29 protein-coding genes, 1 pseudogene and 1 riboswitch are annotated in these 26983 nt (G+C 70.8%); of the genes and pseudogenes, 16 read left to right on the forward strand and 14 right to left on the reverse strand.

Features of this window, described 5'->3' with window-relative positions; translation table 11 throughout:
• Positions 1-95: 95 nt before the first annotated feature.
• Positions 96-374 (forward strand): hypothetical protein, encoded by a 279-nt coding sequence (locus OG858_RS06670; RefSeq protein ID WP_319068530.1) that lies wholly within the window; start codon positions 96-98, stop codon positions 372-374.
• Between the two features lie 27 nt (positions 375-401).
• Here OG858_RS06670 and OG858_RS06675 read toward each other — a convergent pair whose 3' ends face one another.
• Positions 402-1778, reverse strand: coding sequence for a PP2C family protein-serine/threonine phosphatase (locus OG858_RS06675; protein WP_319320465.1), 1377 nt, complete (start codon positions 1776-1778; stop codon positions 402-404).
• Positions 1779-1940: 162 nt separating this feature from the next.
• Between OG858_RS06675 and OG858_RS06680 the strand changes: the two genes are divergently transcribed.
• Positions 1941-2660, forward strand: coding sequence for a lysophospholipid acyltransferase family protein (locus OG858_RS06680; RefSeq protein WP_086753847.1), 720 nt, complete (start codon positions 1941-1943; stop codon positions 2658-2660).
• Between the two features lie 272 nt (positions 2661-2932).
• Here OG858_RS06680 and OG858_RS06685 read toward each other — a convergent pair whose 3' ends face one another.
• The 8 genes from OG858_RS06685 to OG858_RS06720 all read right to left on the reverse strand — a co-directional run bounded on the left by OG858_RS06685 (position 2933) and on the right by OG858_RS06720 (position 10430).
• Positions 2933-4522 carry an alpha/beta hydrolase gene (locus OG858_RS06685; protein ID WP_328545051.1) on the reverse strand — a complete coding sequence of 530 codons (1590 nt, stop codon included), beginning with the start codon at positions 4520-4522 and terminating at the stop codon, positions 2933-2935.
• A 164-nt stretch (positions 4523-4686) separates the two neighbouring features.
• On the reverse strand, positions 4687-5448 hold the full coding sequence (locus tag OG858_RS06690) for an urease accessory protein UreD (RefSeq protein ID WP_086753849.1): 762 nt from the start codon (positions 5446-5448) through the stop codon (positions 4687-4689).
• 104 nt (positions 5449-5552) lie between these two features.
• Positions 5553-6242: an urease accessory protein UreG gene (gene ureG, locus OG858_RS06695; RefSeq protein ID WP_328545050.1), complete on the reverse strand. Its 690-nt coding sequence runs from the start codon at positions 6240-6242 to the stop codon at positions 5553-5555.
• Between the two features lie 267 nt (positions 6243-6509).
• A complete protein-coding gene (locus OG858_RS06700) occupies positions 6510-7184 on the reverse strand; it encodes an urease accessory protein UreF (RefSeq protein WP_319268708.1) in 675 nt (224 codons plus the stop codon).
• Positions 7185-7262: 78 nt separating this feature from the next.
• Positions 7263-8984 (reverse strand): urease subunit alpha, encoded by a 1722-nt coding sequence (locus OG858_RS06705; protein ID WP_086752800.1) that lies wholly within the window; start codon positions 8982-8984, stop codon positions 7263-7265.
• Positions 8977-9288, reverse strand: coding sequence for an urease subunit beta (locus tag OG858_RS06710; RefSeq protein ID WP_037704926.1), 312 nt, complete (start codon positions 9286-9288; stop codon positions 8977-8979). The genes OG858_RS06705 and OG858_RS06710 overlap by 8 nt, the downstream gene beginning before the upstream one ends.
• Before the next feature lie 11 nt (positions 9289-9299).
• Entirely contained in the window at positions 9300-9602 is a 303-nt protein-coding gene (locus OG858_RS06715; RefSeq protein ID WP_086752804.1) for an urease subunit gamma, read from the reverse strand.
• A 198-nt stretch (positions 9603-9800) separates the two neighbouring features.
• On the reverse strand, positions 9801-10430 hold the full coding sequence (locus OG858_RS06720) for a TetR/AcrR family transcriptional regulator (RefSeq protein WP_086752798.1): 630 nt from the start codon (positions 10428-10430) through the stop codon (positions 9801-9803).
• Between the two features lie 165 nt (positions 10431-10595).
• Between OG858_RS06720 and OG858_RS06725 the strand changes: the two genes are divergently transcribed.
• Complete coding sequence (locus tag OG858_RS06725) at positions 10596-11681, forward strand: ABC transporter permease (protein WP_328545049.1); 1086 nt, start codon at positions 10596-10598, stop codon at positions 11679-11681.
• Positions 11682-11914: 233 nt separating this feature from the next.
• Here the strand turns inward: OG858_RS06725 and OG858_RS06730 are convergent, their stop codons facing one another.
• Positions 11915-12193: a type II toxin-antitoxin system Phd/YefM family antitoxin gene (locus tag OG858_RS06730; protein ID WP_037705200.1), complete on the reverse strand. Its 279-nt coding sequence runs from the start codon at positions 12191-12193 to the stop codon at positions 11915-11917.
• Between the two features lie 136 nt (positions 12194-12329).
• Between OG858_RS06730 and OG858_RS06735 the strand changes: the two genes are divergently transcribed.
• A complete protein-coding gene (locus tag OG858_RS06735; protein ID WP_327749209.1) occupies positions 12330-12506 on the forward strand; it encodes a hypothetical protein in 177 nt (58 codons plus the stop codon).
• 301 nt (positions 12507-12807) lie between these two features.
• Here the strand turns inward: OG858_RS06735 and OG858_RS06740 are convergent, their stop codons facing one another.
• Complete coding sequence (locus OG858_RS06740; RefSeq protein ID WP_327725990.1) at positions 12808-13938, reverse strand: RNA-guided endonuclease InsQ/TnpB family protein; 1131 nt, start codon at positions 13936-13938, stop codon at positions 12808-12810.
• 50 nt (positions 13939-13988) lie between these two features.
• Here OG858_RS06740 and tnpA point away from each other — a divergent pair, with 50 nt between their 5' ends.
• The 6 genes and pseudogenes from tnpA to OG858_RS06770 form a co-directional block, all read left to right on the forward strand.
• On the forward strand, positions 13989-14417 hold the full coding sequence (gene tnpA / locus OG858_RS06745; RefSeq protein ID WP_086747703.1) for an IS200/IS605 family transposase: 429 nt from the start codon (positions 13989-13991) through the stop codon (positions 14415-14417).
• Between the two features lie 233 nt (positions 14418-14650).
• Entirely contained in the window at positions 14651-15337 is a 687-nt protein-coding gene (locus OG858_RS06750) for an ATP-dependent Clp protease proteolytic subunit (protein ID WP_328545048.1), read from the forward strand.
• A 7-nt stretch (positions 15338-15344) separates the two neighbouring features.
• A complete protein-coding gene (locus OG858_RS06755) occupies positions 15345-15662 on the forward strand; it encodes a hypothetical protein (RefSeq protein WP_086753838.1) in 318 nt (105 codons plus the stop codon).
• A gap of 372 nt (positions 15663-16034) precedes the next feature.
• A riboswitch (cyclic di-AMP (ydaO/yuaA leader) is annotated at positions 16035-16205 on the forward strand.
• Between the two features lie 3 nt (positions 16206-16208).
• A complete protein-coding gene (locus OG858_RS06760; protein ID WP_086753836.1) occupies positions 16209-16682 on the forward strand; it encodes a C40 family peptidase in 474 nt (157 codons plus the stop codon).
• A 205-nt stretch (positions 16683-16887) separates the two neighbouring features.
• The gene (locus tag OG858_RS06765) at positions 16888-17109 is read left to right on the forward strand and encodes a DUF6328 family protein (protein ID WP_328545047.1); all 222 of its coding nucleotides are present in this window, start codon (positions 16888-16890) and stop codon (positions 17107-17109) included.
• A gap of 8 nt (positions 17110-17117) precedes the next feature.
• Positions 17118-17177, forward strand: a pseudogene (locus OG858_RS06770) (DUF6328 family protein); the annotation flags it as partial.
• 147 nt (positions 17178-17324) lie between these two features.
• On the opposite strand, the gene OG858_RS06775 reads toward OG858_RS06770, so the two are convergent.
• Complete coding sequence (locus OG858_RS06775; protein ID WP_319067513.1) at positions 17325-17783, reverse strand: ATP-binding protein; 459 nt, start codon at positions 17781-17783, stop codon at positions 17325-17327.
• A gap of 247 nt (positions 17784-18030) precedes the next feature.
• Between OG858_RS06775 and OG858_RS06780 the strand changes: the two genes are divergently transcribed.
• Complete coding sequence (locus tag OG858_RS06780) at positions 18031-18891, forward strand: helix-turn-helix domain-containing protein (RefSeq protein ID WP_319067512.1); 861 nt, start codon at positions 18031-18033, stop codon at positions 18889-18891.
• Between the two features lie 9 nt (positions 18892-18900).
• Positions 18901-19125 (forward strand): DUF397 domain-containing protein, encoded by a 225-nt coding sequence (locus OG858_RS06785; protein WP_319067511.1) that lies wholly within the window; start codon positions 18901-18903, stop codon positions 19123-19125.
• 57 nt (positions 19126-19182) lie between these two features.
• Here the strand turns inward: OG858_RS06785 and OG858_RS06790 are convergent, their stop codons facing one another.
• Entirely contained in the window at positions 19183-20313 is a 1131-nt protein-coding gene (locus tag OG858_RS06790) for an 8-amino-7-oxononanoate synthase (RefSeq protein WP_319067510.1), read from the reverse strand.
• A gap of 194 nt (positions 20314-20507) precedes the next feature.
• Here OG858_RS06790 and bioB point away from each other — a divergent pair, with 194 nt between their 5' ends.
• Genes bioB through bioD form a run of 3 tightly spaced genes read left to right on the forward strand, consistent with a single transcriptional unit; the run spans position 20508 to position 23792 of the window.
• Positions 20508-21758, forward strand: a complete 1251-nt coding sequence (bioB, locus tag OG858_RS06795; protein WP_328545046.1) for a biotin synthase BioB — start codon at positions 20508-20510, stop codon at positions 21756-21758.
• The gene (locus tag OG858_RS06800) at positions 21751-23058 is read left to right on the forward strand and encodes an adenosylmethionine--8-amino-7-oxononanoate transaminase (RefSeq protein ID WP_319320188.1); all 1308 of its coding nucleotides are present in this window, start codon (positions 21751-21753) and stop codon (positions 23056-23058) included. Before bioB ends, OG858_RS06800 begins: the two co-directional genes overlap by 8 nt.
• Before the next feature lie 14 nt (positions 23059-23072).
• Complete coding sequence (gene bioD, locus OG858_RS06805) at positions 23073-23792, forward strand: dethiobiotin synthase (protein ID WP_328545045.1); 720 nt, start codon at positions 23073-23075, stop codon at positions 23790-23792.
• Positions 23793-23874: 82 nt separating this feature from the next.
• Here the strand turns inward: bioD and OG858_RS06810 are convergent, their stop codons facing one another.
• Entirely contained in the window at positions 23875-26028 is a 2154-nt protein-coding gene (locus OG858_RS06810) for a helix-turn-helix transcriptional regulator (protein ID WP_328545044.1), read from the reverse strand.
• A 169-nt stretch (positions 26029-26197) separates the two neighbouring features.
• Between OG858_RS06810 and OG858_RS06815 the strand changes: the two genes are divergently transcribed.
• Positions 26198-26884: an esterase/lipase family protein gene (locus OG858_RS06815; RefSeq protein WP_037704911.1), complete on the forward strand. Its 687-nt coding sequence runs from the start codon at positions 26198-26200 to the stop codon at positions 26882-26884.
• Positions 26885-26983: the final 99 nt, after the last annotated feature.

Consider the following 26983-nt stretch of genomic DNA (forward strand, 5'->3'; position numbering starts at 1 on the left):
GCCGCGCGGCCCAAGGAGTTCTCGGGCGACTTGCCGACGAGGCCCGGGCGTACAAGCTGAGAGGAGGCCATTCACTTCCCGGGAGGACACCCATCATGGCGACGGTCCGCAAGAGCGACGGTGAGCCGCAGACCCTCGAAGTCTTCGAGATCGAACTTGAGGAAGGGGACTGGGAGGCGATGAGCCCCGACCCCGAGCGGTTCTTCAGAGAGTTGCTGGAGCCCGAGTACAAGGTCAACGGCATCTGCGTCGACACCAGGAACGCCGGCCGTCTCTCCCGGGGTGAACTGTCGGCGTCGAGCTTCGTCAGGCTCGTTCACATCAGCGGTGGCCCGTTCGACTCGTACTACGTCTGGCCCGAGCTCCAGATGTGAGGTGCCGGGGCGCTGGACCCGGTCGGCTCATGGCTCAGCGGTGCGGTGGGGTCGCAGCAGGAGCAGGGCTATGTCGTCGGTGTGCCGGCCGGTGCTGCGGGTGTGGCGCACGAGGCTGTCCACGAGTTGGTGCAGAGGGAGGTCACCGGCCTCGCCGAGGTGGTGGGCGAGGCCGGTGATGGTCTGCGCGATGTCGGTGCCGGGGTTCTCCACGAGGCCGTCGGTGTAGAGGGCCAGGAGCGTTTCCGGGGCCAGGGACAGGGTGGTGAGCGGGTACGAGGGGGTTCCGACACCGATGCCGAGTGGGGGGCCGGGACGGATGTCGACGGGGTGGGTCCGGTTGTCGGGGTGTCGCACCAGCGGGGGTGGATGTCCGGCGCTGGCGAGCGTGACCTGGTGGCGGGCGAGGTCGAGGTGGGCGTAGAGGCAGGAGACGAAACGGCTGGCGTTCAGGTCGGCGAGGTCACGGTCGGTACGGGCGAGGACCTGGTCGGGAGCGGCTCCGGCCGTGGCGTGGGAGTGGACCGCCATGCGGACCTGGCCCATGAGGGCGGCCGCCGTCATGTCGTGGCCCTGTACGTCTCCGATGACCGCCGCGGCGGTCGTGTCGGTGAGGCGGATGAGGTCGTAGAAGTCGCCGCCGATGTCCATGCCGTGGCTGGCGGGAAGGTAGCGGGCGGCAACGTCGAGTCCGGTCACGGTGGGCAGGGCGTGGGGCAGCAGGGTCTGCTGGAGGGCGTGGGCGAGGTTGTGCTGGGCGTCGTAGAGGCGTGCGCGGTCCAGGGCCTGGGCGATGAGCCCGGCCAGGGGCGTGAGGATCGAGCGCTCGGCGGCGGTGAAGGGATGAGGGGCGTTGTAGGCGAGGAGGAGACAGCCGATGGGGTGTCCGGAGCTGAGCAGCGGCAGGAACGCCCACGCGTGCCGGGTGGTGCGGCCGTTCCCACGTGATCGAGCACGTGCTTCGCCCGTATCCGACCGGCTGCCGGACCTCGTACGGGCAGGAGGTCGTCGACGTCGGTCGATGACCGCGGACCTGCCGTGGGCGGCCCGGCCGCACACGGACGCCGGTCCGGGCGCGAGGCGGTGGCCCTGACCGTCCCGGCGTCCGGGAGGTGCGGCGGCGGCTGGGGGACCGAACTCGCCTACCCCAGCAGCACGGTGAAGGCTCGGTGAGGCACCCGCGCCGAGGACGTGCCGACCGGGGCCGCCGGGAGTACGGGCATCTCGTTCGCCGTCGGGCTTCTGCTGTTCGGCGCCACCCGGCGCAGCCGACGCCTGCTGCCCACGCGGTTCGGCCGGAAGACCGCGCAAGGTGATTGCGGCGGGTCGGGGTGCTCCCGGTGACGTGGCGCGGAGGGCTACGATCAATCGTCGACACGCAGGACGAGGCTCACCAGCGCTCATGCGCCTTACGCAGCGTCGGCAAAGTCAGCAAGGAGTCAGCGTGAGTCCGATCAGACCCGGCCGCACACGGCCACACCCGCAAGACGATCGCGTGTGCGCGTGTCTGCTGTGACCTGGCGGAACACGTCCATAGAGCCGAACCGGTAGCGCGAGGGAGACGCCGTGTTCTACTACCTGCTCAAATACGTGTTTCTGGGTCCGCTGCTGAGACTGGTCTTCCGGCCTCGCATCGAAGGCCTCGAACACGTACCGTCGTCGGGCGCTGCCATCGTCGCGGGCAATCACCTGTCCTTCTCGGACCACTTTCTGATGCCCGCGATCCTCAAGCGCCGCATCACGTTCCTGGCGAAGGCCGAATACTTCACCGGTCCTGGCCTCAAGGGCCGGCTGACGGCGTTCTTCTTCCACAGCGCCGGACAGATCCCCGTCGACCGCTCCGGCAAGGAGGCGGGCCAGGCCGCCATCCGCGAGGGGCTCGGCGTGCTGAGCAAGGACGAACTCCTCGGCATCTACCCGGAGGGCACCCGGTCGCACGACGGCCGCCTGTACAAGGGCAAGGTCGGTGTGGCGGTCATGGCGCTCAGGGCCCGCGTGCCCGTCGTCCCCTGCGCCATGATCGGCACGTTCGAGGCGCAGCCCCCGGGCAAGGTCATCCCCAACATCCACCCCGTCGTCATCCGCTTCGGCAAGCCCCTCGACTTCTCCCGCTACGAGGGCATGGAGAGCGAGAAGGCCGTCCTGCGCGCGATCACCGACGAGATCATGTACGCGATCCTCTCGCTCTCCGAGCAGGAGTACGTCGACCAGTACGCGGCCGTGGTGAAGGCGGAGGAGGCTGCGGCGACGAAGGAGCGCAAGTTCCCGCGCATGCCGTTGAGTTGAGCGAGTCCCGGCAGGTCCTCACATACGGCGGCGGGAGCCGCCTCCACCCGGCGGGCGTGCACGACGTCGCCGACCGAGGAGCCGACCCGGGCGGACGGTACCCGCGGGAGGCGTGTTGCAGGATGGCCGAGTTCCACGGGGACCTCTTCGACCACGTGGCGGAGGACGCGTGGTCGGCGGGGCGCCCGGCGTGACCGCGTGAGCACATACGGAAGGGGGCGACCGGGCCTTCCGGTCGCCCCCTTCCCTTTCTCATGGACCTACGGCCGGACCTACGGTGCCGGGGTGGCGTGCGGGTCGCACGTCACATCGGCCTCGCCCACCGCGCCGGTGAGCAGGTAGGTGTCCACACGCTCGTTGACACAGGAGTTGACCAGGCCGGTGACCCCGTGGGAGCCGGCGTTCTTCTCCGTGATCAGACGGGAGCCCTTGAACCGCTTGTGCAGTTCGACGGCACCCGTGTACGGCGTGGCCGCGTCACGCTCGGCCTGGACGATCAGGACGGGCGGCAGGCCCTCCTTCGTCTTCACGGTCACCGGGGTGTACTGCTTGGACTGCCAGGTGGCGCACGGCAGGTTCATCCAGGCATTGGCCCAGGTCATGAACGGGTGGTTCTTGTGCAGCTTCGTGTTGTCGCGGTCCCACTTCTTCCAGCTGCGGGGCCACTTGGCGTCGGTGCATTCGACCGCCGTGTAGACGGCGTTGCCGTTCTCCGAGGCGGCGTTGCCCGCGGTGTCGGTGAGGTCCGGGGCGGCCGCGTCGACCAGCGCCTGGGTGTCACCGGCGGCGTACTTGCTCCACACCCGGGCGGTGGGCGCCCACGCGGAGTCGTAGTACGGGGCGCTCTGGAAGAAGGAGATCAGCTCGGCCGGGCCGACGAGCCCGCCGAGGGGCTTCTTCTTCGCGGTGGCGCGCAGCTCCAGCCACTTCGCCTGCACCTCGGCCTGGGTGTCACCGAGGTGGTACGTCGCGTCGTTCTGCGCGACCCACTTCGTCCAGTCCTTCCAGCGGACCTCGAAAGCGACGTCCTGGTCCAGGTTGGCCTGGTACCAGATCTTCTCCCGGGAGGGGTCCACCACGCTGTCGACGACCATGCGGCGCACGTGGTTCGGGAAGAGGGTGCCGTAGACGGCGCCGATGTACGTGCCGTACGAGACGCCGAGGAAGTTGAGCTTCTTCTCCCCCAGGGCGGCCCGGATGACGTCCAGGTCACGCGCGGTGTTCGGCGTCGTCATGTGCGGCAGCATCTCGCCGCTGCGCTTCTTGCAGCCCGCCGCGTACTCGGCCGCCAGCTTGCGCTGCTTGAGCTTGTCGGCCTCGGAGTCCGGGACCGGGTCCATCTTGGGCGCCTTCACGAACTCCTGCGGGTCGACGCAGGAGATGGGCGCCGACTTGCCGACACCACGCGGGTCGAAACCCACGAAGTCGTATGCCTTGGACGTGTTGACCCACAGCGGGGCCTTGGTCGTGACCCGGCGCGGGAAGCGCAGGCCCGAGCCGCCCGGACCGCCCGGGTTGTAGACGAGCGCGCCCTGGCGCTCCTCCTTCGTACCGGTGCTGCCGATACGGTCCACGGCGAGCTCGATCTGCTTGCCGTCCGGCTTGGCGTAGTCCAGCGGCACGGTGACCCAGCCGCACTTGATCGGCTTCTCCAGGCCCCAGCTCTCGGGACAGTCCTGCCAGTTGACGCCCTTCTTCGCCGCCTTCGCTACGGCGACGGCGACGCCCTTGGCCTCACGGTTCTGCGCGATCGCGCTGTCCGCGGCGTTTGCCACGGGGGCGGCGACGGCACCCGCTATCAGGGTCGCCGTGACGAGCAGTCCGGCGGAGCCGAACGCTGCCGCCCTTCTGGTCGGCCTCATACCTCTCAAGAGGGAACTCCCCGTACATAGTTTCGAAGATTCGAATGATCACGGGGATCCTCGTGCCTGTGAGGTGCCTGAGAACAGAGGGGCGAGCAGTTCTTTACTAATCCGATAACCGGTGCGGAAAGTCCCGTTCAGCGGAACTCCGACTCAAGTGCTCATCAACCATCCAGCTCGGCAAGGGCTTCGTCGAGCACGCGCCGCAGCCGCAGCGCGTCGGGCGCGAGGGCGCTGACGAGTACGGCGGGGCCGGCGAGCGGAGTGAGCGCGGCGCTCTCCCCCAACACCCTCGGCTCGGGCACCCGCTCGGCGAACTCCGGCCGCACGACGACGAGTTGCCCCAGGGCCCGGAACCCGCCCAGCACGGCGGGCCCGTCCCAGCCGCCGGGAGCCCCCGGCCCGCACCCCACCTGCTGATCGAGCAACGGCCGCCCACCCGACCACACACTGAGCCGGCTGGTGAGCCGCCCGGACTCCTCCCCGGCCCGCCCGAGCACCTGCTCCTCCCGGAACACCAGCCGCGCCCCGACGGCGAGTTCCACTCGCGTCGACACCCGCAGATCGCTGCCCCTCGCGGAGATCAACTGCTCTGGCAGCCAGCGCAGTTCGCCTCCGGCTGCGACATCGATCCGCACGCCGTAATGTGCCTCCCCCTTGGCCTGCCCCGGCAACGCGATCGTCGCGGCGACCGACCCGACATGCAGCCGGGCCCCCTCGCCGACCTCCGCCTCGACAGCGAACCGATCCCCGCCGAGCGGCCCGCTCATGGCCCCGACCAGCATGACCCTGGCCTCGTCGCCGCTCCCCCGCGTGCGACGCAACGCCAGCGGTCCGCGGCTCTCCAGCACGGGCAGCGCCGTACCGCCGCGCCCATCGACGCGGGCCGCGATCCGTGCGGTGGCCTTGACACCGGCGGTCCCCATGTCCCCGTTCGCCGTCACGTCCCCGACCGTCATCACATCTCCGACCGCCGTCACCTCCCCGGCCCTCATCACCTCCCCGACCGCCGTCACCTCCCCGGCCGCCGTCATGCCGTCCACGCCGCGAACTTCTCCCGCACCCACGCGGCGACGTCGCCGACCCCGGCCTCGCTGCGCAACGACTGGAACACCACCGGCAGCTCCGCCCGCTGCGCCTTCGCGTCCACGGCCATCCGGCCCAGGTCGGACCCGACGTACGGCGCGAGGTCGGTCTTGTTGACGACGAGCAGGTCCGCGGTGGTGACGCCGGGCCCGCCCTTCCGCGGGATGTCGTCCCCACCGGCCACGTCGATCACGAAGATCTGCGCGTCGACGAGGCCCCTGGAGAAGGTGGCGGTGAGGTTGTCGCCCCCGGACTCGACGAGGATGAGATCGAGCGGGCCGACCTCGTCCTCCAGATCCTCCACCGCTTCGAGGTTCGCGGAGATGTCGTCCCTGATAGCGGTGTGCGGGCACGCCCCCGTCTCCACCGCCGTGATCCGCTCGGGCGGCAACACGGCTTCGCGGAGCAGGAACTCGGCGTCCTCGCGCGTGTAGATGTCGTTCGTCACGACCGCGAGCGACAACTCGTCCCGCAGGGCCTGACAGAGCGCGGCGACCGTGGCCGTCTTACCGGACCCGACGGGCCCGCCGAGTCCGATACGCAGGGCCCGACGAGTGCCGTCGGGGCGATGCGCGTCCGCACCGACGGCTGAGGGGCCGTCGTGGGAGTGGGAGTGGGAGTGGTCGAGATGCATGGCTGCGCTCCTTCTTCTGCTGTGGATCGCGCGAGGGCTCGGGGTGGGACGTTTGAGCGGCGGCTGCGGGTGGGTGGGGGCTTCTCGCGCGGTCCCCCGCACCCTTGGTGGCCTACGGCCCCTTCGGGCCGAAAAGCACGGGGCGCAGCCCCTGCTTTTCAGGGGCGCGGGGAACTGCGCGACCAGCCCCCACCGGACCGCACCTGGGGGTCGAAGGGGCAACGCCCCTGGGGATGGGACGGGTAGGGGCGGCGGGGGCGTGAGAACTCAGGACGCGAACAACCGCACAGGCCAAGCCGCATGCACCTCCGCACTGATCTCCAACAGGGGCGCGGAAGCGGCAGGCAGGCTCCCCACCCCGGCAACGCCCACCCCCCGAGCCGCGTCGACCGCCGCCCCCACCACCACATCCATCTCGGGAGCCAACCGCGCGAGCACCCCGGTCGCATCGAACGGATCAAGACTCAACAACCGCACCGTCGCGCTGGCCGCCCCACTCACGCTCTCGTACGCGGAGCAGTACGCCGCATCGTCCGGCCCCAGCCCGGCCGCCCTCGCCGCCAGCCCCAACACGACCGGCTGATGCGCCCCCTTGGGGAACTCCCGCGCCAGTGCCTCCAGTTCCTCCGACGGCCAGGTCGCACGCGCCGCCCGCATCAACTGCCGCCCCAGCTTCCGCGAGGCGATCCGCAGCGCGACGGACGGCGTCCGGGCATCGGCGGCTGTGTCCAGGGCCGGCGGATCCACCCCGAGCGCGGCCGCGGCGGCCAGCGCCGCCGACACCAGCCCCGCCGTGTGCAACCGCCCCCGGCAGAACGCCTCCAGCTCCCGCGCCCCGGTGATCAGCCCGGCCTTGACGGCCGCCTCTGCCCCGCCGGAGTGCGCGTGCCCTCCGGCGGGGAACCGGCCGTCGGCCAGGACGAGGAGCGCGGCCCTAGACAAGCCGGCCCCCGAACATCAGGCATCGCGCCCCGGGCACCGGGCACCGCTCCTCGGCCATCACGCATCCCATCTCGGCCATCAGAAGAGGAAGTACCGCTGAGCCATGGGAAGTTCGGCGGCCGGCGCAGCCTCCACCAACTCCCCGTCGATGTGCACGGCGAAGCTGTCGGGGTCGACGCGCACCTCGGGCCGCGCGTCGTTCTCACGCATGTCGGCCTTGGTGACCCCACGGGTCGACTCGATGGCGACGAACCGCTTCCCCAGCGAGAGCCGCTCCGGCAGCCCGTCCTCGATGGCGAGCGGCGCCACGAAGTTGAACGAGTTCGAGGCGGGCGCCCGCCCGATGGCCCCGAACATGGGACGCGGAAGGATCGGCTGCGGGGTGGGGATGGAGGCGTTCGCGTCGCCCATCTGCGCGTAGGCGATCTGCCCGCCCTTGATCACGAGCTGCGGCTTGACGCCGAAGAACGCGGGATCCCAGACGACGAGGTCGGCGAGCTTGCCCGTCTCGACGGAGCCGATCTCGCGGGCGAGCCCCTGCGCGAGGGCGGGGTTGATCGTGTACTTGGCGACATAGCGACGTACTCGACGGTTGTCCGCACGGCCGTCGCCCGGCAACGCACCCCGCCGCCGCTTCATCACATGAGCGGTCTGCCAGGTCCGCAGGATGACCTCGCCGACCCGGCCCATGGCCTGCGCGTCGGAGGAGATGATCGAGATGGCGCCCAGGTCGTGCAGGATGTCCTCGGCGCCGATGGTGGACGGCCGGATGCGGGACTCCGCGAACGCGAGGTCCTCCGGCACGGCCGCGTTCAGGTGGTGGCAGACCATCAGCATGTCGAGGTGTTCCTCGGCGGTGTTGACGGTGTAGGGCCGGGTCGGGTTGGTGGAGCTGGGCAGTACGTGCGGCTCGGACACCACGGTCATGATGTCGGGCGCGTGCCCGCCGCCGGCGCCCTCGGTGTGGTACGCGTGGATACCGCGTCCGGCGATCGCGGCGAGCGTGTCACCGACGAACCCGGCCTCGTTGAGCGTGTCCGTGTGGATGGCGACCTGGATGCCTGTCCGGTCGGCGACGGTCAGGGACGCGTCGATGACGGCCGGGGTCGACCCCCAGTCCTCGTGCAGCTTCAGGCCGAGCGCGCCGCCCCGGATCTGGGACAGCATCGCCTCGTGCGAGACCGTGTTGCCCTTGCCGAGGAAGCCGATGTTGAGCGGGTACTGCTCCATCGCCTCCAGCATCCGGGCGAGGTGCCAGGGTCCGGGGGTGACGGTCGTGGCCTTCGAGCCCTCCGCCGGTCCCGTACCACCGCCGACCAGTGTCGTGACACCGGACGACAGCGCCTCGTCGGCGATCTGCGGGCAGATGAAGTGGACGTGGGCGTCGACGGCACCGGCGGTGACGATCCGCCCGTTGCCCGCGATGATCTCCGTCTCGGGGCCGATGACCAGGTCGGGGTGGATCCCGTCCATGGTGTCGGGGTTGCCGGCCTTGCCGATGCCGGTGATCCGGCCGTCACGGATGCCGATGTCGGCCTTGACGATGCCCCAGTGATCGATGATCACCGCACCGGTGATGACCGTGTCCGGGGTGCCTTCTGCGCGCGTAGCACGCGCCTGGCCCATGGATTCTCGGATGACCTTGCCGCCGCCGAACACGGCCTCGTCACCGGCGAGTCCGGGCCCGCCGGAACGGTCCTCCTCGATCTCGACGAGCAGATCGGTGTCGGCGAGCCGGATGCGGTCACCGGTGGTGGGGCCGAACAGGTCGGCGTACGCGGCACGTGAGATCTCAGGCATCGAGGGCACCTCCGGTCTCCCCGCGCAGACCGGGCACGATTCGGGCGCCGACGAGCGGGACGAGTTCCACGTCGACGGGGATCCCGGGCTCGAAGCGCACGGCGGTGCCGGCGGCGACGTTCAGCCGCCTGCCGTGCGCGGCGGCACGGTCGAACTCCAGGCCGGGGTTGGCCTCGGCGAAGTGGTAGTGGGAGCCGACCTGGACGGGCCGGTCGGCGGCGTTGAGGACGGTGAGCCGGGTGACTTCACGGCCCTCGTTGTAGACGATCGGGTCCTCGGCGAAGAGGATCTCTCCGGGAATCATCGAGGCCCCCTTCAGACGATCGGGTCGTGGACGGTGACGAGCTTGGTGCCGTCCGGGAAAGTGGCCTCGACCTGGACGTCGTGGATCATCTCGGGGATGCCTTCCATGACGTCGTCACGGGTGAGCAACCGCCTCCCCGACGCCATGAGTTCGGCCACCGTACGGCCGTCCCGCGCGCCTTCGAGGATGTGCGCGGTGATGAGCGCGACGGCCTCGGGGTGGTTCAGCTTCAGCCCGCGGGCCCGGCGCTTCTCCGCCACGTCGGCCGCCACATGGATCAGCAGCCTCTCCTGCTCGTGCGGGGTCAGTTGCACGGCGTCCACCTCACATCCTCGCTCCGGACCGTGCGGGGTCCGGTTGCCTCACCACCGGACACATTCCCTGGTGGCGTGGCCGCAGGCTAATTGGGTGGCGTTTCGGCGACGTTAACCGGACCGTGATCCGCGTGCGTCGCCCCGCCCCGGACCGGGTCGGTCCGCCGACGCCCCGAGCACGTCCCGAGCACGTCCCGCTCAGCTCCGGGCGTCCTTGTCCTCCATGCTCATCAGCGCCTTCACGCCCAGCTCCACCACCTGGATCGGTACGGCGCCGAAAAGCGCGTACTGGGCCGCGAAGCCCTGGGCGAGCGCGACCATCGTGCGCGCCACGCTGAGGGCGGGGATGTCTGCGCGCATCATCCCCGCGTCCTGATACCCCTCGACGATCTTGATCCATGGCCTGCGGACCTGGGCGAACCCGTTGTCGAGGATCGCGTGCAGCTCGGGATTGCGCAGCGTCTCGGCCCACACCTGGACCATCAGCCTCGGATACAGGGACTCCTCCGCCCCCCCGAGCGACGGCTGCCGGTGCAGGATCCGGCGCAGGACCGCCCCGATCAGCAGGTCCGGCGGTGGCGGCGGGCTCTGCAGCGCGGCCTCCTCGAACGAGTCGCGCACCTCGTCGAGGACCTCCCCGACGATCGCCGCGATCAGCTCCTCCTTGCCGCTGAAGTACCGGTAGACAGCCCCGGCGGAGAGGTCGGCCTCCTTCAGCACGTCCTGCATGGACGTGGCGTGGAACCCGTTACGGGCGAAGCAGCGGGCGGCGGCTTCGAGGATCTGGCGGCGGCGGGCGTCGAGACGTTCCTGGGATACGCGGGGCATGGTCCCAAAAGTAAAACGAACGTTCCTTCTTGACAAGCCGCAGCGCCGGGAGCATGGTGATTTAAGAAAAACGAACGCTCCTTCTTTTTAGCGGCCCGCCGCCGCTCACCGTTGCCGAGCGACCGCTGCGGCGACTCCCACACCAACTCCCCATCAAGGAGAGCCATGTCCGCCCCGTCCGCTGCACCCACCGCGGCCCAGGCCACCGACACAGGCGCCGGCACCACCCCCGCCACCGCCGTCGGCACATCGGCCCCGGCCCGTCCGGTACCCCCGAATCGCCGTATGGTCGCGGTCGTCATCCTGATCCCGATCATCGCGGCGCTCGCGCTCTGGGCCTTCGCGTGGCCCAACGCCCGGACCGCCCCCCGCGACCTTCCCCTCGGTGTGGCCGGACCGGCCACCGCCGTCGCCCAGGTCGAGCAGCAGCTGAAGCAGCGGGAGGGCGCCTTCGAGATCCACCGCTATGCCGACGAGGCGGCCGCCCGGGACGCGATCGAGGACCGGACCGTATACGGCGCGGTGGTCGTCACGCAGGCCGGACCCAAGCTGCTCACCGCCTCGGCGGCGAGCCCGATGGTCGCCCAGCTGCTGCAGCAGGCCGTGACCCAGCAGGCCGCCGAGGAGGGTGTCCAGGTCGCGACCTCCGATGTGGTGACCACCTCGCCGAACGACCCGCGGGGCTCGGCCTTCGGTGCGAGCGTGCTGCCGCTGGCCCTCGCAGGCACCGCCTCCGGCGCCCTGGTCACCCTGCTCGGGCTGCGCCGGGGGCGGGCGGCCGGCGCGCTGGTCGGGGCCGCCGTGCTGGTCGGGGCGGCCGCCACCGCGATCGCGGACAGCTGGCTGGGCGTGCTCGGCGGGCACTGGTGGGTCGAGGCCGGCGTGCTGAGCCTGGCGACCCTGGCCGTCGGCGCCACCGTGGCCGGACTCGCCGCACTGCTCGGCAAGGCGGGCATCGGCCTGGGCGCCCTGCTCATCGTGTTCTTCGGCAACCCCTTCGCGGGCGCCTCCACCGCACCTCAGATGCTCCCCGAGCCGGCGGGCGCACTCGGCCAGCTCCTCCCGCCGGGTGCGGGTGCGTCGCTGCTGCGCTCGGTGTCCTTCTTCGACGGCGCCGCCGCCCTCGCCCCGTCCCTCGTCCTGACCGCGTGGGCGACCTTCGGCCTGGCGGCCGTCCTGCTGGGCGACCTGCTCAAGCGCCGCCCGAAGCCCACCGAGCCGACCTCCGCCGAACCGGCCCCGGCGCACTGATCCGCCGCGGGCCGAGCCCGACCACCACCACCCAGAACGGCCGTGCGGCCCGCTGTAGCGGACGGGGCGCACGGCCTTTGGACTGCTGCCGGGGCACAACCGCCGCCGCACAAGGGGCCCCGCGCACGGGCCGAATGCGGGCCGAACACGGGCCGAACGCGGATCCGCGAAGGAGCGTGGGACGCCGAACGCGTGTTCCGGACCCTGCTCCGCGGACCACGGACCGGCGGCCCCTACGAAGCCCCCGACCCCCGATGCTCCGCCGCGATGCCGAACCGCTGCTGTTCCCTCGGCGAGGGTGCGACCTCACGGACTCGGGAGACGGCACTGATCACCGGCTCGTCCGCGGGTTCCTGGAGGGCTTCGAGCTGCTCCAGGTCGGCGGCGGAGACCAGGGCGACGAGGGGCTTTCCGTGTCGCGTCACAACGACGCGCTCGCCGCCGTAGACCACGCGGTTGATCAGATCGGCGAGCTCAGCCCTGGCTTGCGTCACCGGAATCTCGTAGGCCATGGAGTCCAGCTTAGACCTGGCACCGCGTACCGCCCCGAGCGGAAGATTCCCTTCTGGCCCACGGCGATCACTCCGTTCGTACGATCACGGTCGACCTCTCGCAGGAGGTGCCCATGACAATCGAACAGGGGAAACGATGTCCGGCCTTTCCAGGCGTTCACTGCTCGGGTACCCGGGGTCCGCGGCGGCGGGGGCGGCACTCGCGTCGAGCGGCATGGCACACGCGGCCACGGTGGCCAGCGCGGGCGCCGAGAGCAACGCGGCGGCGGTGGACTTCCCACCCGGCACCGAGTTTCCGGGAGCTCCGGCCTGAGCGTGGAGGAAGAGGACGCCTACCACTCCTTGCAGATCGGCTTCACGGTGGAGATCTCCGGCGTGAACGGCGACACGCCGCCGGAGGAGAACGTCGTCACGCCCGCCGAGACCGCGAGGCCCTCTCCGAGACCGCGAGACCCTCTTCCGAGATCGCGGCCTCGAAGGGCCGGCCACCGATCGCCTTCTCGGGGAGACCGGGCCCCCGTGGCCATCAAGTCAACTTGACCCGGCCCTGAAGGACCGGGCTTGGAGGTAGTGCCCAGCTGGCTGCTGGGGTGGACTCCTCCGTCCAGACACCCCTATGGGGTGGCAGGGACGCGTGACTCACGCCCCGCATTCCACACGCTCTCGCCACGGGTGGCGATGTTGTGGGATGCGTTCCGGTCGGCGTGGGCAACGACCCCGCACCTCCGGCAGATGAAGAGCCCCTGGTCGACACGGTTTCGCTTGTCGACGTGGCCGCACTCGGCGCACGTCTGCGACGTGTACGCGGGATCGACGAAGACCAGGGGTACCCCGGCCCGCTTGGCCTTGTAGACGATGAAGTCTGCGAGCTGGGCGAAGGCCCAGGAGTGGAGTGCGACCCGTTGGGGCTTGCGGAGCCGTACCCGGTTGCGGATGCCCTTGAGTTCTTCGAGGGACAGGCCGCGTCCGGTGCGTTCAGCCTCGGTCACGATCGTCTTGGAGATGATGTGGTTCTGGTTGGCGGCGTGCCGCGCTTCTTTGCGGGCACGGGCCTTGAGCCGCCGCTTGGCGGACTTGGTGCGCTTCTTCTGGAGCTTGGCGCGCAGGGCAAGCTGTCGCTTGCGGTACCGGTTGAGTCCCCGCCCCGTGGCGAGGTAGCCGGTGGAGGCGGTGGCGATGTTCTCGATGCCGAGGTCCACGCCGATGAAGCCGTCCGGCTCGTAACTCTCGGCCTCGGGCACGTCACAGGTGGCGACGAGGTAGAACACGCCGTCGCGCTGGATCAGGTCGGATTCGCCCTGCCGGTGCGCCTGGAGCGTCTTGAGCGCGTCGGCGGAGCAGGCGAAGCGGATGTTCCTGACTCGGCCGTCCACGGTCCAGACGGACACGGTCCGCTGGTCGTGCTGCCAGCTCAGACACCGGTCGTCATACGGCTGTGCGGCTTCGGGGCGAAAGGTGACCGGCTTGGACTCAGCCCTGCGGCGGCGCTTCGAGCCCTCCTTGCCGAGGTTCCCGGCACGGATGTTGGCCTTGAGCGTGGTGTACGAGTCGCGCACCTTCTTGATGACGTGTTGCGCGGCCTGCGCTCCCAGCCCACGGGTCTTGAGTTCGGCGTAGGTGTGCTTGCGCAGCTCGTACTCACGCGGCACACCGCGCTCGAACGCCACCTGTGACACCCAGTTCGCGGCATCGTTGACCGTGCGCAGGGTGCGCTCAAGCGCGGATGCCTGCACGGCGTCCGGCATGAGTTTGACCTGCGTCACGATCTTCACGAGAGTGATCGTAGCATTGATCTATGTCACCACGCTGGGAGCCAAACCCCGATATCCGCAGGGGCCGTAGCGTCGTCTGCACCCTGCATGCGCACTTGGTCTTCACCCCCAAGTACCGGCGCGGACCGTTCACCGACGAGATCCTTCGGCGCTGCGAAGAGGTCATGCGCGACGTGTGCACCGACTTCGGCGCGGAGCTGCGGGAGTTCAACGGCGAACGCGATCACGTCCACCTGCTCGTGCATTACCCGCCCAAGGTCGCCATCTCCCGGCTCGTCGGCTCCCTCAAGGGCGTCTCCGCCCGGCGCCTGCGGCAGGAGTTCCCCGGCCACATCCGCAAGTACCTGTGGGGTGAGCACTTCTGGTCGCCGTCCTACTTCGCCGCCTCATGCGGGGGCGCCCCGCTCGCCGTCATCAAGGAGTACATCGAGAACCAGAAACGTCCCGACTGAGGCCAACAGTGCAGACCCTGCACCCGTGCACGTCAGAGCAGTGTTAAGAAGCGCTTCCTCCCGGGCGTGAACGCCCGGGGTTCCGCGCTAGATCATGCTGAACTCGCCCCACCCGCACTCCACGGCACCCCGGACCACCCCGGTCCGGGGTGCCGTCATCCCTCCCCTCCCCTCCCCATCGCCTCGTACGCCCTGTACATTCTGTACAGAAGTCACTCAGAGGAGGCGCGCCCGTGCCCGCGAACCGACCGTCGGCCCGTCAACCGTCGACCCTTCAACCATCAGCCCTTCAACCGTCGGCCCGTCATGTGCTGCCCGAGTTCACCGAGCGCACCAGCGCGGGTCACCGAACGATGGATCCGTACTCGAAGCTGCTGGAGGAACGGATCGTGTTCCTCGGGACGCAGATCGACGACACGTCGGCGAACGATGTGATGGCGCAGTTCATGTACCTCGAGTACCAGTCGCCGGACCGCGACATCGCGCTGTACATCAACTCGCCCGGCGGCTCGTTCAGCGCGATGACGGCGCTCTACGACACCATCCGGTACGTCACCTGTGACGTGGAGACCATCTGCCTGGGGCAGGCGGGGTCGGCCGCCGCGGTGCTGCTGGCGGCGGGCACACCGGGCAAGCGGTTCATGCTGCCGGGGGCACGCGTGCTGATCCACCAGCCGACGGTGGCCGACCGGATCGAGGGGCAGGCGAGCGATCTGGTGATCCACGCCGAGGAGTTGACGCGCAACCGCCGGAAGGTGGAAGAGATGCTGGTCCGGCACACGGGGCAGAGCCCGGAGCGGGTCGGCGCCGACATCGGGCGGGACAAGTTCCTCGACGCCTGGGCGGCGGTGGAGTACGGCCTGGCCGACCGGGTGATCCAGAGCCGCAAGACCTCGCGCACGCTCCCCGGCGCGAGGTGAGGCGCGGATGCTCCCACCCGAACTGCCGCCGCTGCCCGCGCTCACACGCGCCGAGGCGGAGCTGGTCGACTGTTATCTGGACGTGGTCGATCTGCTCGGGCGGATCAATCCGGCTCGGCCGGGCGACACATACCGCGGACTGCGGGCGGCGCAGGCGCTCGTCGCCAAGGCGACCGCTCTGCGCGAGGCGCTCGAACTGATGCACAGGCGCGGGGAGAGTGAGGTGCACGCCCCGACACTCGCGCGTGCCCTGCGGGTCCTCGACGGCGAGCGCCGGGCCGGCCGCGTGGCACTGCCGCCGGAACCGGAGGACTCGCCCGCCTGAACCGATCCCGGGTCGCTCGCCGTACTACTGACGGAGTGTCCGGTCCGGCCTTCGAGCCCTCCGGACGGGCTACCGCGATCGACCCATCGGCCCATACGTCGTGAGGACCTGTGAAGTTGCGCAACACGCCTGGTACATGGCCGGAACGTCACATTCCCTTGCTGGTGCGGACCTCCTCGACCACTGGGACACACTTACCGAAAACACCCTGTCCACCCGAACGGGTGAGTGGTGAGTAAGACCACAAATCCCCGGTTCCGTTGGGATTTTCGGACTTCAGTGCGCCAAGATCCCTTCCTGACGACAAGCCCCCGCCGCAGCGGCGGGGCGATCCGGGTGGACGCCGAGTCCTGCCGCCGCCCGGATGACCGGTCGACAGAAGTGCATCGGCAGGAGTGGAGGACCCAAGCACGACGGGTCGCCGGAACGGTCAAGCCATGACCGCGCCGAGCAGCCCTTGGGGTGAAGCCGCGTCAGCGGCCGGGCAACTTCGCCAGCCCGAATCCGACAGGTCATCCTTCACAGGCGGCTGACGAAGGGTTGCGCATGTCTGCGCTGAATCGTGTCCCGTCGCTGTTGACCCGGGCCGGTACGGCCTCGGCTCTCACCATCGCCGCAGTGAGCGGCAGCATCGTGGTACCGGGCGTCGCATCCGACGCCGAGGCCGCCACCGTGGCGTCGAAGGCACTCAAGGTCGCGGCTTCCAAGAAGGGCTCCCCTTACAAGTACGGCGCCACGGGCCCGGGCAGGTTCGACTGCTCAGGGCTGACGCTCTACTCGTTCAAGAAGGCGGGCAAGAAGCTGCCCCGTACTGCTCAGCAGCAGTACAACAAGACGAAGCACATCTCCGCGGGCAACCGCAAACTCGGAGACCTCGTCTTCTTCCACTCGGGATCGAGCGTGTACCACGTCGGGATCTACGCAGGGAAGGGAAAGATCTGGCACTCGCCTAAGACGGGTGACGTCGTCCGGCTGCAGAAGCTCTGGACGAAGAGCGTCTGGTACGGCCGGGTCCGCTGACTCACCGTCGGGGGCGGCGGGGCTCTCCGCCGCCCCCGACGGGCGTGTCACGGCCGGAGGTGGCTACGTTCGCCTGTGGCCGAAGAACGCTCCCACCCCGCACATAACGAGACACCCCCCGCGACGCACATGACGAGCCCCCCGTCGAACGCGCCGGCCGCAGTTTCTCCGAGCCGCTCCAGGAGTTGCGGTCACCCGGAGCGGGGTGCAGATCCTCTTCGCGTTCCTGCTCACGCCGGCCTTCACACCGCGCTTCCCGGCTCCGGACTCCGTACCTTGCGCCACCTACGTGGTGACCCTGCCGCCGACGGTCTTCACGGCGACGCCCTTCACCGCCCCGGCCGCCCCTGCGCCGCTCGCTCTTCCGGCAGAACGCCGAGCCCCGTCATCGCGCAGGCCTCCTGCCGGCCGACCACCGTCGGCCTGATCGTACTGATGCCTGCCGTCACCGGATCCGTCCTGCTCGTCGTGGACGTGACCCTCGGCCGGAAGGCCGGGATCACCGCCGGGGCCGGCAGGCTCCTCGCGCGCCTGATCCTGTGGGCCGTGCTCCCGAAGCCGGTGCGACGCCCCTCCGACCTCGACACCACGCCGACCGCGACACCACACCGACGTCGGCACCCGCCCCGGAGGAACGCGCCGTCAGGTCTCCTGTGGACCGCCTGCGGTGACCGGCTGTACGGGGGCCGTCCACGGAAGTTCGATCGCCACCGTCTTGCCGCCCTCCCGGGTGGGTCTGACGCTCAGTCTGCCGCCGAACTCGGCCGTCAGCCAGCGAATGATGACCATGCCCCGGCCGTTGTCCTGCTGGACGGCGGCCGGCAGACGTTTCGGAAAGCGTGGATGGCTGTCGGTGACACCGATGCGCAGGTGCTCGTCCCGGTCGAGCGCGAGGTCCACGGTGAAGGTGGGCGACTGCCCCAGCGTGTGCTGGACGGCGTTGGTGGCGAGTTCGGACACGATCAGGCGCACGGTGTCCGCGATGTCCGTGTCGCCCGGCAGGCCCCATTCGGCGAGCACACTGGCGACGTAGTTCCGGGCTGCGGACACCGAGGCGGGATCGCTCGGCAGAGTGACGGATGCTTCCAGGTGATCTGCCATGGCGAGGCGTCCCTTTCCCACGGGACCGGTGTCCGACAGGGAGCGGATGGTTCGACTACGGTCCCGGACTGGTGCTTCGCGCCAGACTGCCACTACCTGGGCCGTGTCGAGGGGCGATCCACCAAGATGTGCATATATCTGTCGCTCGAAGCGGTGAACCATCCGACGGCCGACCGTATTTGGGTGGGGTTTTCGTCCATCCTCTGTCGTCACCCCGACTTCGCGCGCCGGGCGGAAGGAGAAACCCATGCAGTACGGTCCGGCGGTGCGCCGCCGCAAGCTCGGTGCGGAGTTGCGCGTCCTGCGCACCCGTTCCGCGCTCACCAGTATCGAGGCGGCCCTTCGCGTGGGCTGGCACCAGTCCAAGGTGAGCCGGATCGAGACGGGCGCCAGCGGGGTGAAGCCCGCGGACGTACGCAAGCTGCTCGACGCGTACGGGGTGGACGACACCGAGTTACGGGAGCTGCTCCTGGCGTTGGCGGGCTCCGAGGACGGCGGCGGGCGGCACAACTGGTGGCACGCGTACCGGGGCGTACTGCCGCCGACGTACCGGGACTTCATCAGCCTGGAGTCGCAGGCCGGGGGGATGCGGACGCTGGAGACCTCGGTGGTGCCGGGTCTGCTGCAGATCCCCGAGTACGCGCGGGCGGTGACACGGGCCGCGGTGGAGGGGCTGGAAGACGACAAACTGGACGCGCTCGTGGAGGTGCGGCTCGCACGGCAGGAAGTTCTGCGCGGGAAGCCGCCGATGGAGCTGAGCGCCGTGCTCGACGAGAGCGTTCTCCGACGTGAGGTGGGCGGTCCCGAGATCATGGCCCGGCAGCTGGTCCGTCTGGTCGAGGCGGCGCGGCTGCCTCAGGTGCGACTGCAGGTACTCCCGTTCACTGCCGGGGCGCACATCGGCGTCACCGGACCTTTCGTAATTTTCTCATTTCCGAGCACATCCGATCTGGACGTGGTTGTTCTCGACCACTTGACGAGTAGCCTCTATCTCGAACGGAAAGAAGACCTCAAGGCGTATGTCGAGGCCTTCAACACCCTTCAGATCCACGCCCTTTCGCCCGAGGACTCGTTGGATTACATCGCCGGGCTAGCCGCCGGCGCGTAAGGAGGCACCATGTCCGCTCTGCCTCGGAACGTACCCACCAGTACCGAACTGCTCGGAGTGCGATGGCTGCGCAGCAGCCGCAGTACAGGGATGAACAACTGTGTGGAGACGGCCCGTCCCTGGTCCGGCCGCTGGGCCGGCCTGGTCGCCGTACGCGACTCGAAGAACACGGCGGGGCCCGCCCTGCTGTTCGACCCCGATGCCTGGGAGGGATTCATCACCACGCTGCGGTGACCACCACCGACAGCGTTCGTACTTCCGCTTACGGCGACGCTCGGCCGGGACGCCGACTCACGGTCGCGTATCGCCGACGATCCGCACGGCTCGGTCGATCTGCCCCTCCGTGAGATCCGCGCGGGCCGTCAACCGCAGCCGCGAGACGCCGTCGGGTACCGACGGTGGGCGGAAACAGCCGACGGCGAGACCCGCCGCCCGGCAGTCCGCCGCCCACCGGACCGCCTGATCCGGCGACGGCGCGCGTACGGACACCACGGCGGCGTCGGGCCGCACCGCTTCATGGCCCGACGCCGTCAGCCGTGTGTGCAGCTCCCTCGCCACCGCGCGAGCCCGCGCGGCCCGCTCCGGCTCGCGGCGCAGCAGCCGGAGCGCGGCGAGCGCCGCGCCGGTCGAGGACGGGGCGAGGCCCGTGTCGAAGATGAACGTGCGGGCCGCGTTGACCAGGTGGTCGATGACGTGCGCCGGGCCGAGGACGGCACCGCCCTGGCTGCCCAGCGACTTCGACAGCGTGACCGTCACGACGACGTCCGGGGCGCCCGCGAGCCCCGCCGCGTGCGGCGCGCCCCGGCCCCCGTCGCCCAGGACACCGAGCCCGTGGGCATCGTCCACGACGAGCCCGGCGCCGTACTCCCGGCAGGCGGCGGCGAGTCCGGCCAGCGGGGCGGCGTCGCCGTCCACGGAGAAGACCGTGTCGGAGACGGCGATGGCAGGTCCACGGCCGCCCGTGCCGAGCGTCTTGCGGACCGCCTCCGGGTCGGCGTGGGCCACCACCTGGGTGGTGCCCCGGGCCAGCCGGCAGCCGTCGATGAGGGAGGCGTGGTTGCCCGCGTCCGAGACGATCAGGGAGCCGTGCGGCGCGAGCGCGGTCACGGCGGCGAGATTGGCGGCATAGCCGGACGAGAAGACGAGGGCCGCCTCGAAGCCGCAGAAGTCGGCCAGTTCCCGCTCCAGCTCGCCGTGCAGCTCGGTGGTGCCGGTGACGAGCCGGGATCCGGTGGCCCCGCCGCCCCAGCGGCGCGCGGCCTCGGCGGCGCCCTCGGTGATCTCGGGGTGCCGGGCGAGACCGAGGTAGTCGTTGCTCGCCAGGTCGAGGAGCGGCGAGTCGGCGGGACGGGGGCGCAGGGTGCGTACGAGCCCGGCCCGGCGACGCGCCGACGCCTGCTCGTCGATCCAGCCGAACGCCATGGGTCCTCCGGGGTGATGTGGGCAGCCCGCGGCGCCGGGCCGTCGTGGACGGCGCGAGGGCTTTTGTAGGCAGTGCACAGACACTAACGGCACGACCGGCCGCCCACGATGTGGTGATACCCACACGTCGATCCCACTCTGTTGTCCGAACTCTCCTTGGCCGGGAGCGGCCTGGTAGGACAGGATCGGCTCTCATGGACCTGCTGAACACGCTGGTGGACAAGGGGCTCCGGCGCGAGCCGCTGAGCCGTGCCGAGGCGCTCGCCGTTCTCGGCACCTCCGACGACGAGCTGTTGGACGTGGTGGCCGCGGCCGGGAAGGTGCGCCGACACTGGTACGGGCGCCGGGTGAAACTGAACTATCTGGTCAACCTCAAGTCCGGCCTCTGCCCCGAGGACTGCTCCTACTGCTCCCAGCGGCTCGGCTCCACGGCCGGCATCCTCAAGTACAGCTGGCTCAAGCCCGACGAGGCCTCCAAGGCCGCCGCCGCCGGGCTCGCCGGTGGCGCCAAGCGGGTCTGTCTGGTGGCGTCCGGGCGCGGTCCGACCGACCGGGACGTGGACCGGGTCTCCGACACCATCAAGACCATCAAGGACCAGAACGAGGGCGTCGAGGTGTGTGCCTGCCTCGGCCTGCTCTCCGACGGCCAGGCCGAACGCCTGCGCGAGGCCGGCGCGGACGCCTACAACCACAACCTGAACACGTCCGAGGCGACGTACGGCGAGATCACGACGACGCACACGTACGCCGATCGGGTGGACACCGTCCAGAAGGCGCACGCGGCGGGCCTGTCGGCCTGTTCGGGCCTGATCGCGGGCATGGGCGAGAGCGACGAGGACCTGGTCGACGTGGTCTTCTCGCTGCGCGAACTGGACCCCGACTCGGTGCCGGTCAACTTCCTGATCCCGTTCGAGGGCACGCCGCTCGCCAAGGAGTGGAACCTCACCCCGCAGCGCTGTCTGCGGATCCTGGCGATGGTGCGGTTCGTCTGCCCGGACAGCGAGGTGCGGATCGCGGGCGGCCGCGAGGTCCATCTCCGCACGATGCAGCCGCTCGCCCTGCACCTGGCCAACTCGATCTTCCTCGGCGACTACCTCACCAGCGAGGGCCAGGCCGGCAAGGCCGACCTGGAGATGATCGCGGACGCCGGCTTCGAGGTGGAGGGCGCCGATCAGGTGACGCTGCCGGAGCACCGGGCGAACGTCACCGCAGGCGGGGGCTGCGGGTCCCGGGAGAGCGCCGGGTGCGGGTCGCACGAGGGGGGCGGCTGCGGGTCGCACGAGAGCGCGGGCGCGGGCGCGGGCTGCGGGTCGCACGCGGAGGGTGGTGCCTGCGGTTCCACGGCCGGGGCCCCGGCCGTGGAGACCTCGGCGGGCGAGGTTCGTTCGGATCTTGTGGCCGTACGCCGTCGGGGCGCCGGAACCGACCTCGCGCCCAATGCCTGAGCTGCCCGACCTGCCCGGCCCGCCCCACCTGGGCGTGCCCGAGCTGCTGGAGCTGGACCGGCGGCATGTGTGGCATCCGTACGGGCCCATGCCGGGCCGGCAGGAACCGCTCGTCGTGAAGTCGGCGAGCGGGGTCCGGCTGCAGCTCGCGGACGGCTCGGGTGAGCTGGTGGACGGCATGTCGTCCTGGTGGTCGGCCATCCACGGCTACAACCACCCGGTGCTCAACGAGGCGGCGCGCGAGCAGCTCGGCCGGATGAGTCATGTCATGTTCGGCGGGCTCACCCATGAGCCCGCTGTGCGGCTGGCGAAGCACCTTGTCGACATGTCTCCCGAGGGGCTGGAGCATGTGTTCCTGGCCGACTCGGGGTCGGTCTCCGTCGAGGTCGCGGTCAAGATGTGCCTGCAGTACTGGCGCTCGCTCGGCCGCCCCGGCAAGCGGCGTCTGCTGACCTGGCGCGGCGGCTATCACGGCGACACCTGGCAGCCGATGTCCGTGTGCGACCCCGAGGGCGGGATGCACGAGCTGTGGCAGGGCGTCCTGCCCCACCAGGTGTTCGTGGACACGCCGCCGACCGAGTACGAGGAGTCGTACGCGGAGCTGCTGCGCTCGGCGGTCGAGCGGCACGCCGGCGAACTGGCCGCCGTGATCGTGGAGCCCGTGGTGCAGGGCGCGGGCGGGATGCGGTTCCACTCCCCCGCGTATCTGCGGGTGCTGCGCGAGGCGTGCGACGCCCATGACGTGCTGCTGGTGTTCGACGAGATCGCGACCGGGTTCGGCCGCACGGGAGCGCTGTTCGCCGCCGACCACGCGGCGGTGACACCGGACGTGATGTGCGTCGGCAAGGCGCTGACCGGTGGTTATCTGACCATGGCGGCGGCCCTGTGCACCGCCCGGGTGGCCGACGGGATCTCACGGGGCGAGGTGCCGGTGCTGGCCCACGGCCCCACCTTCATGGGCAATCCGCTGGCGGCTGCCGTCGCCTGTGCCTCGATCGAACTGCTGCTCGGTCAGGACTGGCTCGCGGAGGTCAAGCGGATCGAGACGGGGTTGCGGGAAGGTCTGGCGCCGGTGCGCGAGCTGCCGGGGGTGCGGGACGTACGTGTCCTCGGCGCGATCGGGGTCGTGCAGCTCGACCACACGGTGGACATGCGGGCCGCCACGGCGGCCGCGGTGGGCGAGGGCGTATGGCTGCGGCCGTTCCGTGATCTCGTCTACACGATGCCGCCGTACGTCACGGGCGACGAGGACGTGGCGCGGATCGCGCGCGCGGTGTGCGCGGCGGCGACGGCGGGATGACGGAAAGGGATGACATGACGGTCCTGGTGATCACGGGGACGGGCACGGAGGTCGGCAAGACGGTCACCACGGCGGCCGTCGCGTCGGTGGCCCTGGCGTCCGGCCGGTCCGTGGCCGTCCTCAAACCCGCACAGACCGGTGTACGGCCGGACGAGCGCGGCGACGCGGACGAGGTGGCCCGGCTCTCGGGCGCCGTGACCGTCCGCGAACTCGCCCGCTATCCCGAGCCGTTGGCTCCCGCGACCGCCGCCCGGCGCTCCGGCCTCGCTCCGGTGCACCCCGAGGACGTCGCCGAGGCCGCTGCCAAACTGGCCGTCGACCACGCCCTGGTGCTGGTCGAGGGCGCGGGCGGTCTCCTCGTCCGCTTCGACGAGGCGGGCGGCACGCTGGCGGACACGGCCCGGCTGCTCGGCGCGCCGGTGCTCCTGGTCGCCTCCGCCGGGCTGGGCACCCTGAACACGACCGAACTGACGTCCCGCGAACTCGCCGTACGCGAGGTGGAGTTGGCGGGCGTGGTCATCGGCAGCTGGCCCACGTCCCCCGACCTGGCGTCCCGCTGCAACCTGGCGGACCTGCCGGTCGTGGCGAACGCTCCGCTGCTGGGGGCGGTGCCTGCGGGGGCGGGGGCGTTGGAGCCCCGCGAGTTCCGGGCGAGGGCCGGGGGTTGGCTGGCGCCGGCGCTGGGCGGGGTGTGGGATGCCGTTTCCTTCAGTGCCACGGGAGTTGCGCCGTAGGGGTCCTGTGAGGGGCCCGCCGGGGGTTTCGTCGTGGCCGATCGCCCGGTTCCCCGCGCCCCTGAGGGAGCGCGCCCCGGCCTCACGTTTCCGCCTCCCCCAACAGCCGCACCAACTCGATCCTCGACCTGATCCCCAACCGGGAGAACACGCCCCGCAGATGGTGGTCGATCGTGCGCGGGCTCAGGAGCAACCTCGCGGCGATCTCCCGGTTGGTCGCGCCGTCCGCGGCCATGCGGGCGATCATGAGCTGCTGGGCCGTCAACCGGGTCGCGAGGTGCTCCGCGGCGGGGGCGGCGGAGGCGCGCTCACCCAGGGCGCGGAGTTCGGCGCGGGCCTGGGCCGCGCAGTGCGGGGAGCCGAAGTGGTCGAAGGCCTCCAGGGCGCTGTGGAGCCGGTCGCGGGCCTCGGTGCGGTTGCGGAGCCGTCGCAGGGCACTGCCGAAGAGCAGTTCGGTACGGGCGCGTTCGAAGTCACGGGTGCCGGCGGCGTGCAGGTCGAGGGCCGTGCGGTAGTGCTCGACGGCCTCCTCCCCGGTGGCGAGCAGCGCACGGCAGCGGGCGCTGAGGGCGAGGTCGTCGGCGCTGCGGACGGTGCGGGCCCAGCGGTCGTAGTCGGCGTGCGCGGCGCGGGCCACCCGGGTGTCGCCGGTGCGGACGGCGGCCTCGACGTAGTGCGGGGTGGCGATGTGCCGGACGGCCCGGTGTCCGTGCCCGGGGCCGAAGCCGGCGAGCGCGCGGAGGCGTGCGGCCGAGGCGGCGTACCGTCCGGTGCTCAGGTCGAGGAACGCGAGGGCGAACATGGCGAGCGCGGCGGGCAGTCCGAGGCCGCGTTCCAGGGCGTACGCACGGGCGGACTCGGCGCGCTCGCGGCAGACCTGCTCGTCGCCGGTGACGGCCGCGAACATCGCGAGGGCTGCCTGGAGATGGCAGGCCCCGTTGTCCTGCCCGGTGGCGTACGCCTGGCGCAGGGCGTCCACGGTGGCGGCCTCGGCGGCCTTGGGGCGCCCGGTCCAGAACTCCGCGTAGGCCCGGAACTCCATCGCCTGCGGCACGGTGACCGTCTCTCCCCTGGCCCGCGCGGAGGCGGCGGCGCGGGCGGTGGCGGTGAAGGCGCGGGTGTGGTCGCCGAGGAGGAGGGCGGCGATCCCGGAGTGGATCAGCTGGGTGGGGTCGCCGCCGGGACCGCAGCGGCCGGCGGCGGCTTCGAGGACGTCCCGTGCGTCGTCGTAGCGTCCCTCGAACGCGGCGGCGAGTGCGCCGAGGGTGCTGGGCGGCAGGATGCCGAGGCTGTCGGCGACGGCGGCGGCCTCCCGGCAGCGGCGGAGGTCCCCCGTGTAGATGGCGGCCTCGGTGGCTCGTGCCAACAGATGGGCGGCCCTGTCCGGGGTGTGGTCGCCGACATGCCGGACGGCGGCGGTGAGCAGGGCGTCGAAGGCCTCGGCCGCGTTTCCCGCGCGCAGGGCGAGGAGGCCACCGAGGGCGTCGTCGTCGGTGGCGGCGACGAGGCGGCGGGCCCGGTCGCCGTCGCCCGACTGCCACGCCTCCGCAGCCGCCTGGGCCAGTAGGGGCATGCGTTCGGCCGGTTCGGGGGTGAGCGCGGCGGCGCGTTCGGCGAGGGCGGAGGCGAGGGTGGGGTCGCCGATGGCACGTGCCACCCGTGCCGCCAGGCGGAGTTCGGCGGTGAGGCGGCGGCTGGGTCCGAGGGCGGCGGCGGCCCGGTGCCAGGACCGGCCTGGTCTCTCGCCCTCACCGCTGAGGACCGCTGCGAGGAGGCGGTGGGCCTCGCGCCGGTCGGTCATGGACGCGGACTCGTACACGGCGATCCGGGTCCAGGCGTCCCGGAAGACGATGCCCCGGGTGGTGGCGTGCGCGAGGCCCGCCGCCTCCGCCGTGTCGAGGGGGCGGGTGTCGAGCCGGGCCGCGGTGACGGCACGCGCGTAGGCGTGGGTCGCGACCGGGTACTGGTCGGCGGCGGCGAGGAGCAGCAGGAAGCGGGTGTCGTCGGGCAGGGCCCGTACGTCCCGCCGGTGGCGTTGCAGCAGGGCGGGGGCCAGCGTCAGGGGCTCGGCGGGGAGCGGGTCGAGGCCCGTGAGCTGGCGTCGGGTCAGGGCGGCAGCGAGCTCCGCGGCGGCCCGCGGATCGCCGTGGGCGGCGTGCAGCAGGCGTACGCGCACGCCTTCGGACAGCGTGGGCGCGACGGCCGACGCTGCGTTCGGGCTCGACCACACGTTCATGGGGGGCGGTGGCGAGCGATGCGGAAGTTGTGGGGGGTTCACCGGAGTCACCACGCTCATCACGTTACTTGCGAGTTAACCAACCAGTAAAGACCGGCGATTTCGCCGATGCGGCGCGCGTAGACCCCCCTGACACTCCAGACGAACCCCACCCGTTTCAGGAGGCACCATGCAGCGCCGCATGCGCCGTATCGCCACGGCCCTCGCGACCGTGACCACCACGCTCCTTCTGTCGCTCTCCTTCTCCACGACCTCGGCCCAGGCCGCGACCCACAATCCCGTGGTCTTCGTACACGGTCTGAGCAGTTCGTCCAGCAGCTGGGACGACTGGATCGCGTACTTCAAGGCCGACGGCTACACGTCCTCCGAGCTGTACTCCTGGTCCTACGACTGGGGTCAGTCCAACACCACGACCGCCGCACAGCTCAAGACCAAGATCCAGAGCGTGCTCGCCACGACGGGCGCCTCCAAGGTCGACGTGGTCGTCCACTCGATGGGCGCGCTCAGCTCCCGTTACTACCTCAAGAACCTCGGCGGGACGGCGTACGTGGACGACTTCGTCTCCACGGCCGGTGTGAACCACGGGACGACCGTCGCCGGCTGGTGTCGGTGGCTCTACACGTCCTGTGGCGAGATGTACACCGGCAGTTCGTTCCTGACCTCGCTCAACTCGGGTGACGAGACGCCGGGCAGTGTGTCGTACGCCAGCTACTGGTCGAACTGCGACGACGCGCTCACCCCGGACACCTCGGCGATCCTCAGCGGCGCGACGAACGTCGAGGTCGGCTGTGTCTCGCACAACGACATGAACAACGACGAGGGCATCTACGACCAGGTCCGGGCCTTCATCGCCTGACCCTCCCGGCGGACGACACCTCGTACACCTCGTACACCCCGTGCCCGTCGCGTGGCCTCCTCCCCAGGGACACGCGGCGGGTGAGCCGTTTTCCCCGCC

It is taken from the genome of Streptomyces europaeiscabiei, assembly GCF_036346855.1.
GTDB classification, from domain to species: Bacteria; Actinomycetota; Actinomycetes; order Streptomycetales; family Streptomycetaceae; genus Streptomyces; species Streptomyces europaeiscabiei.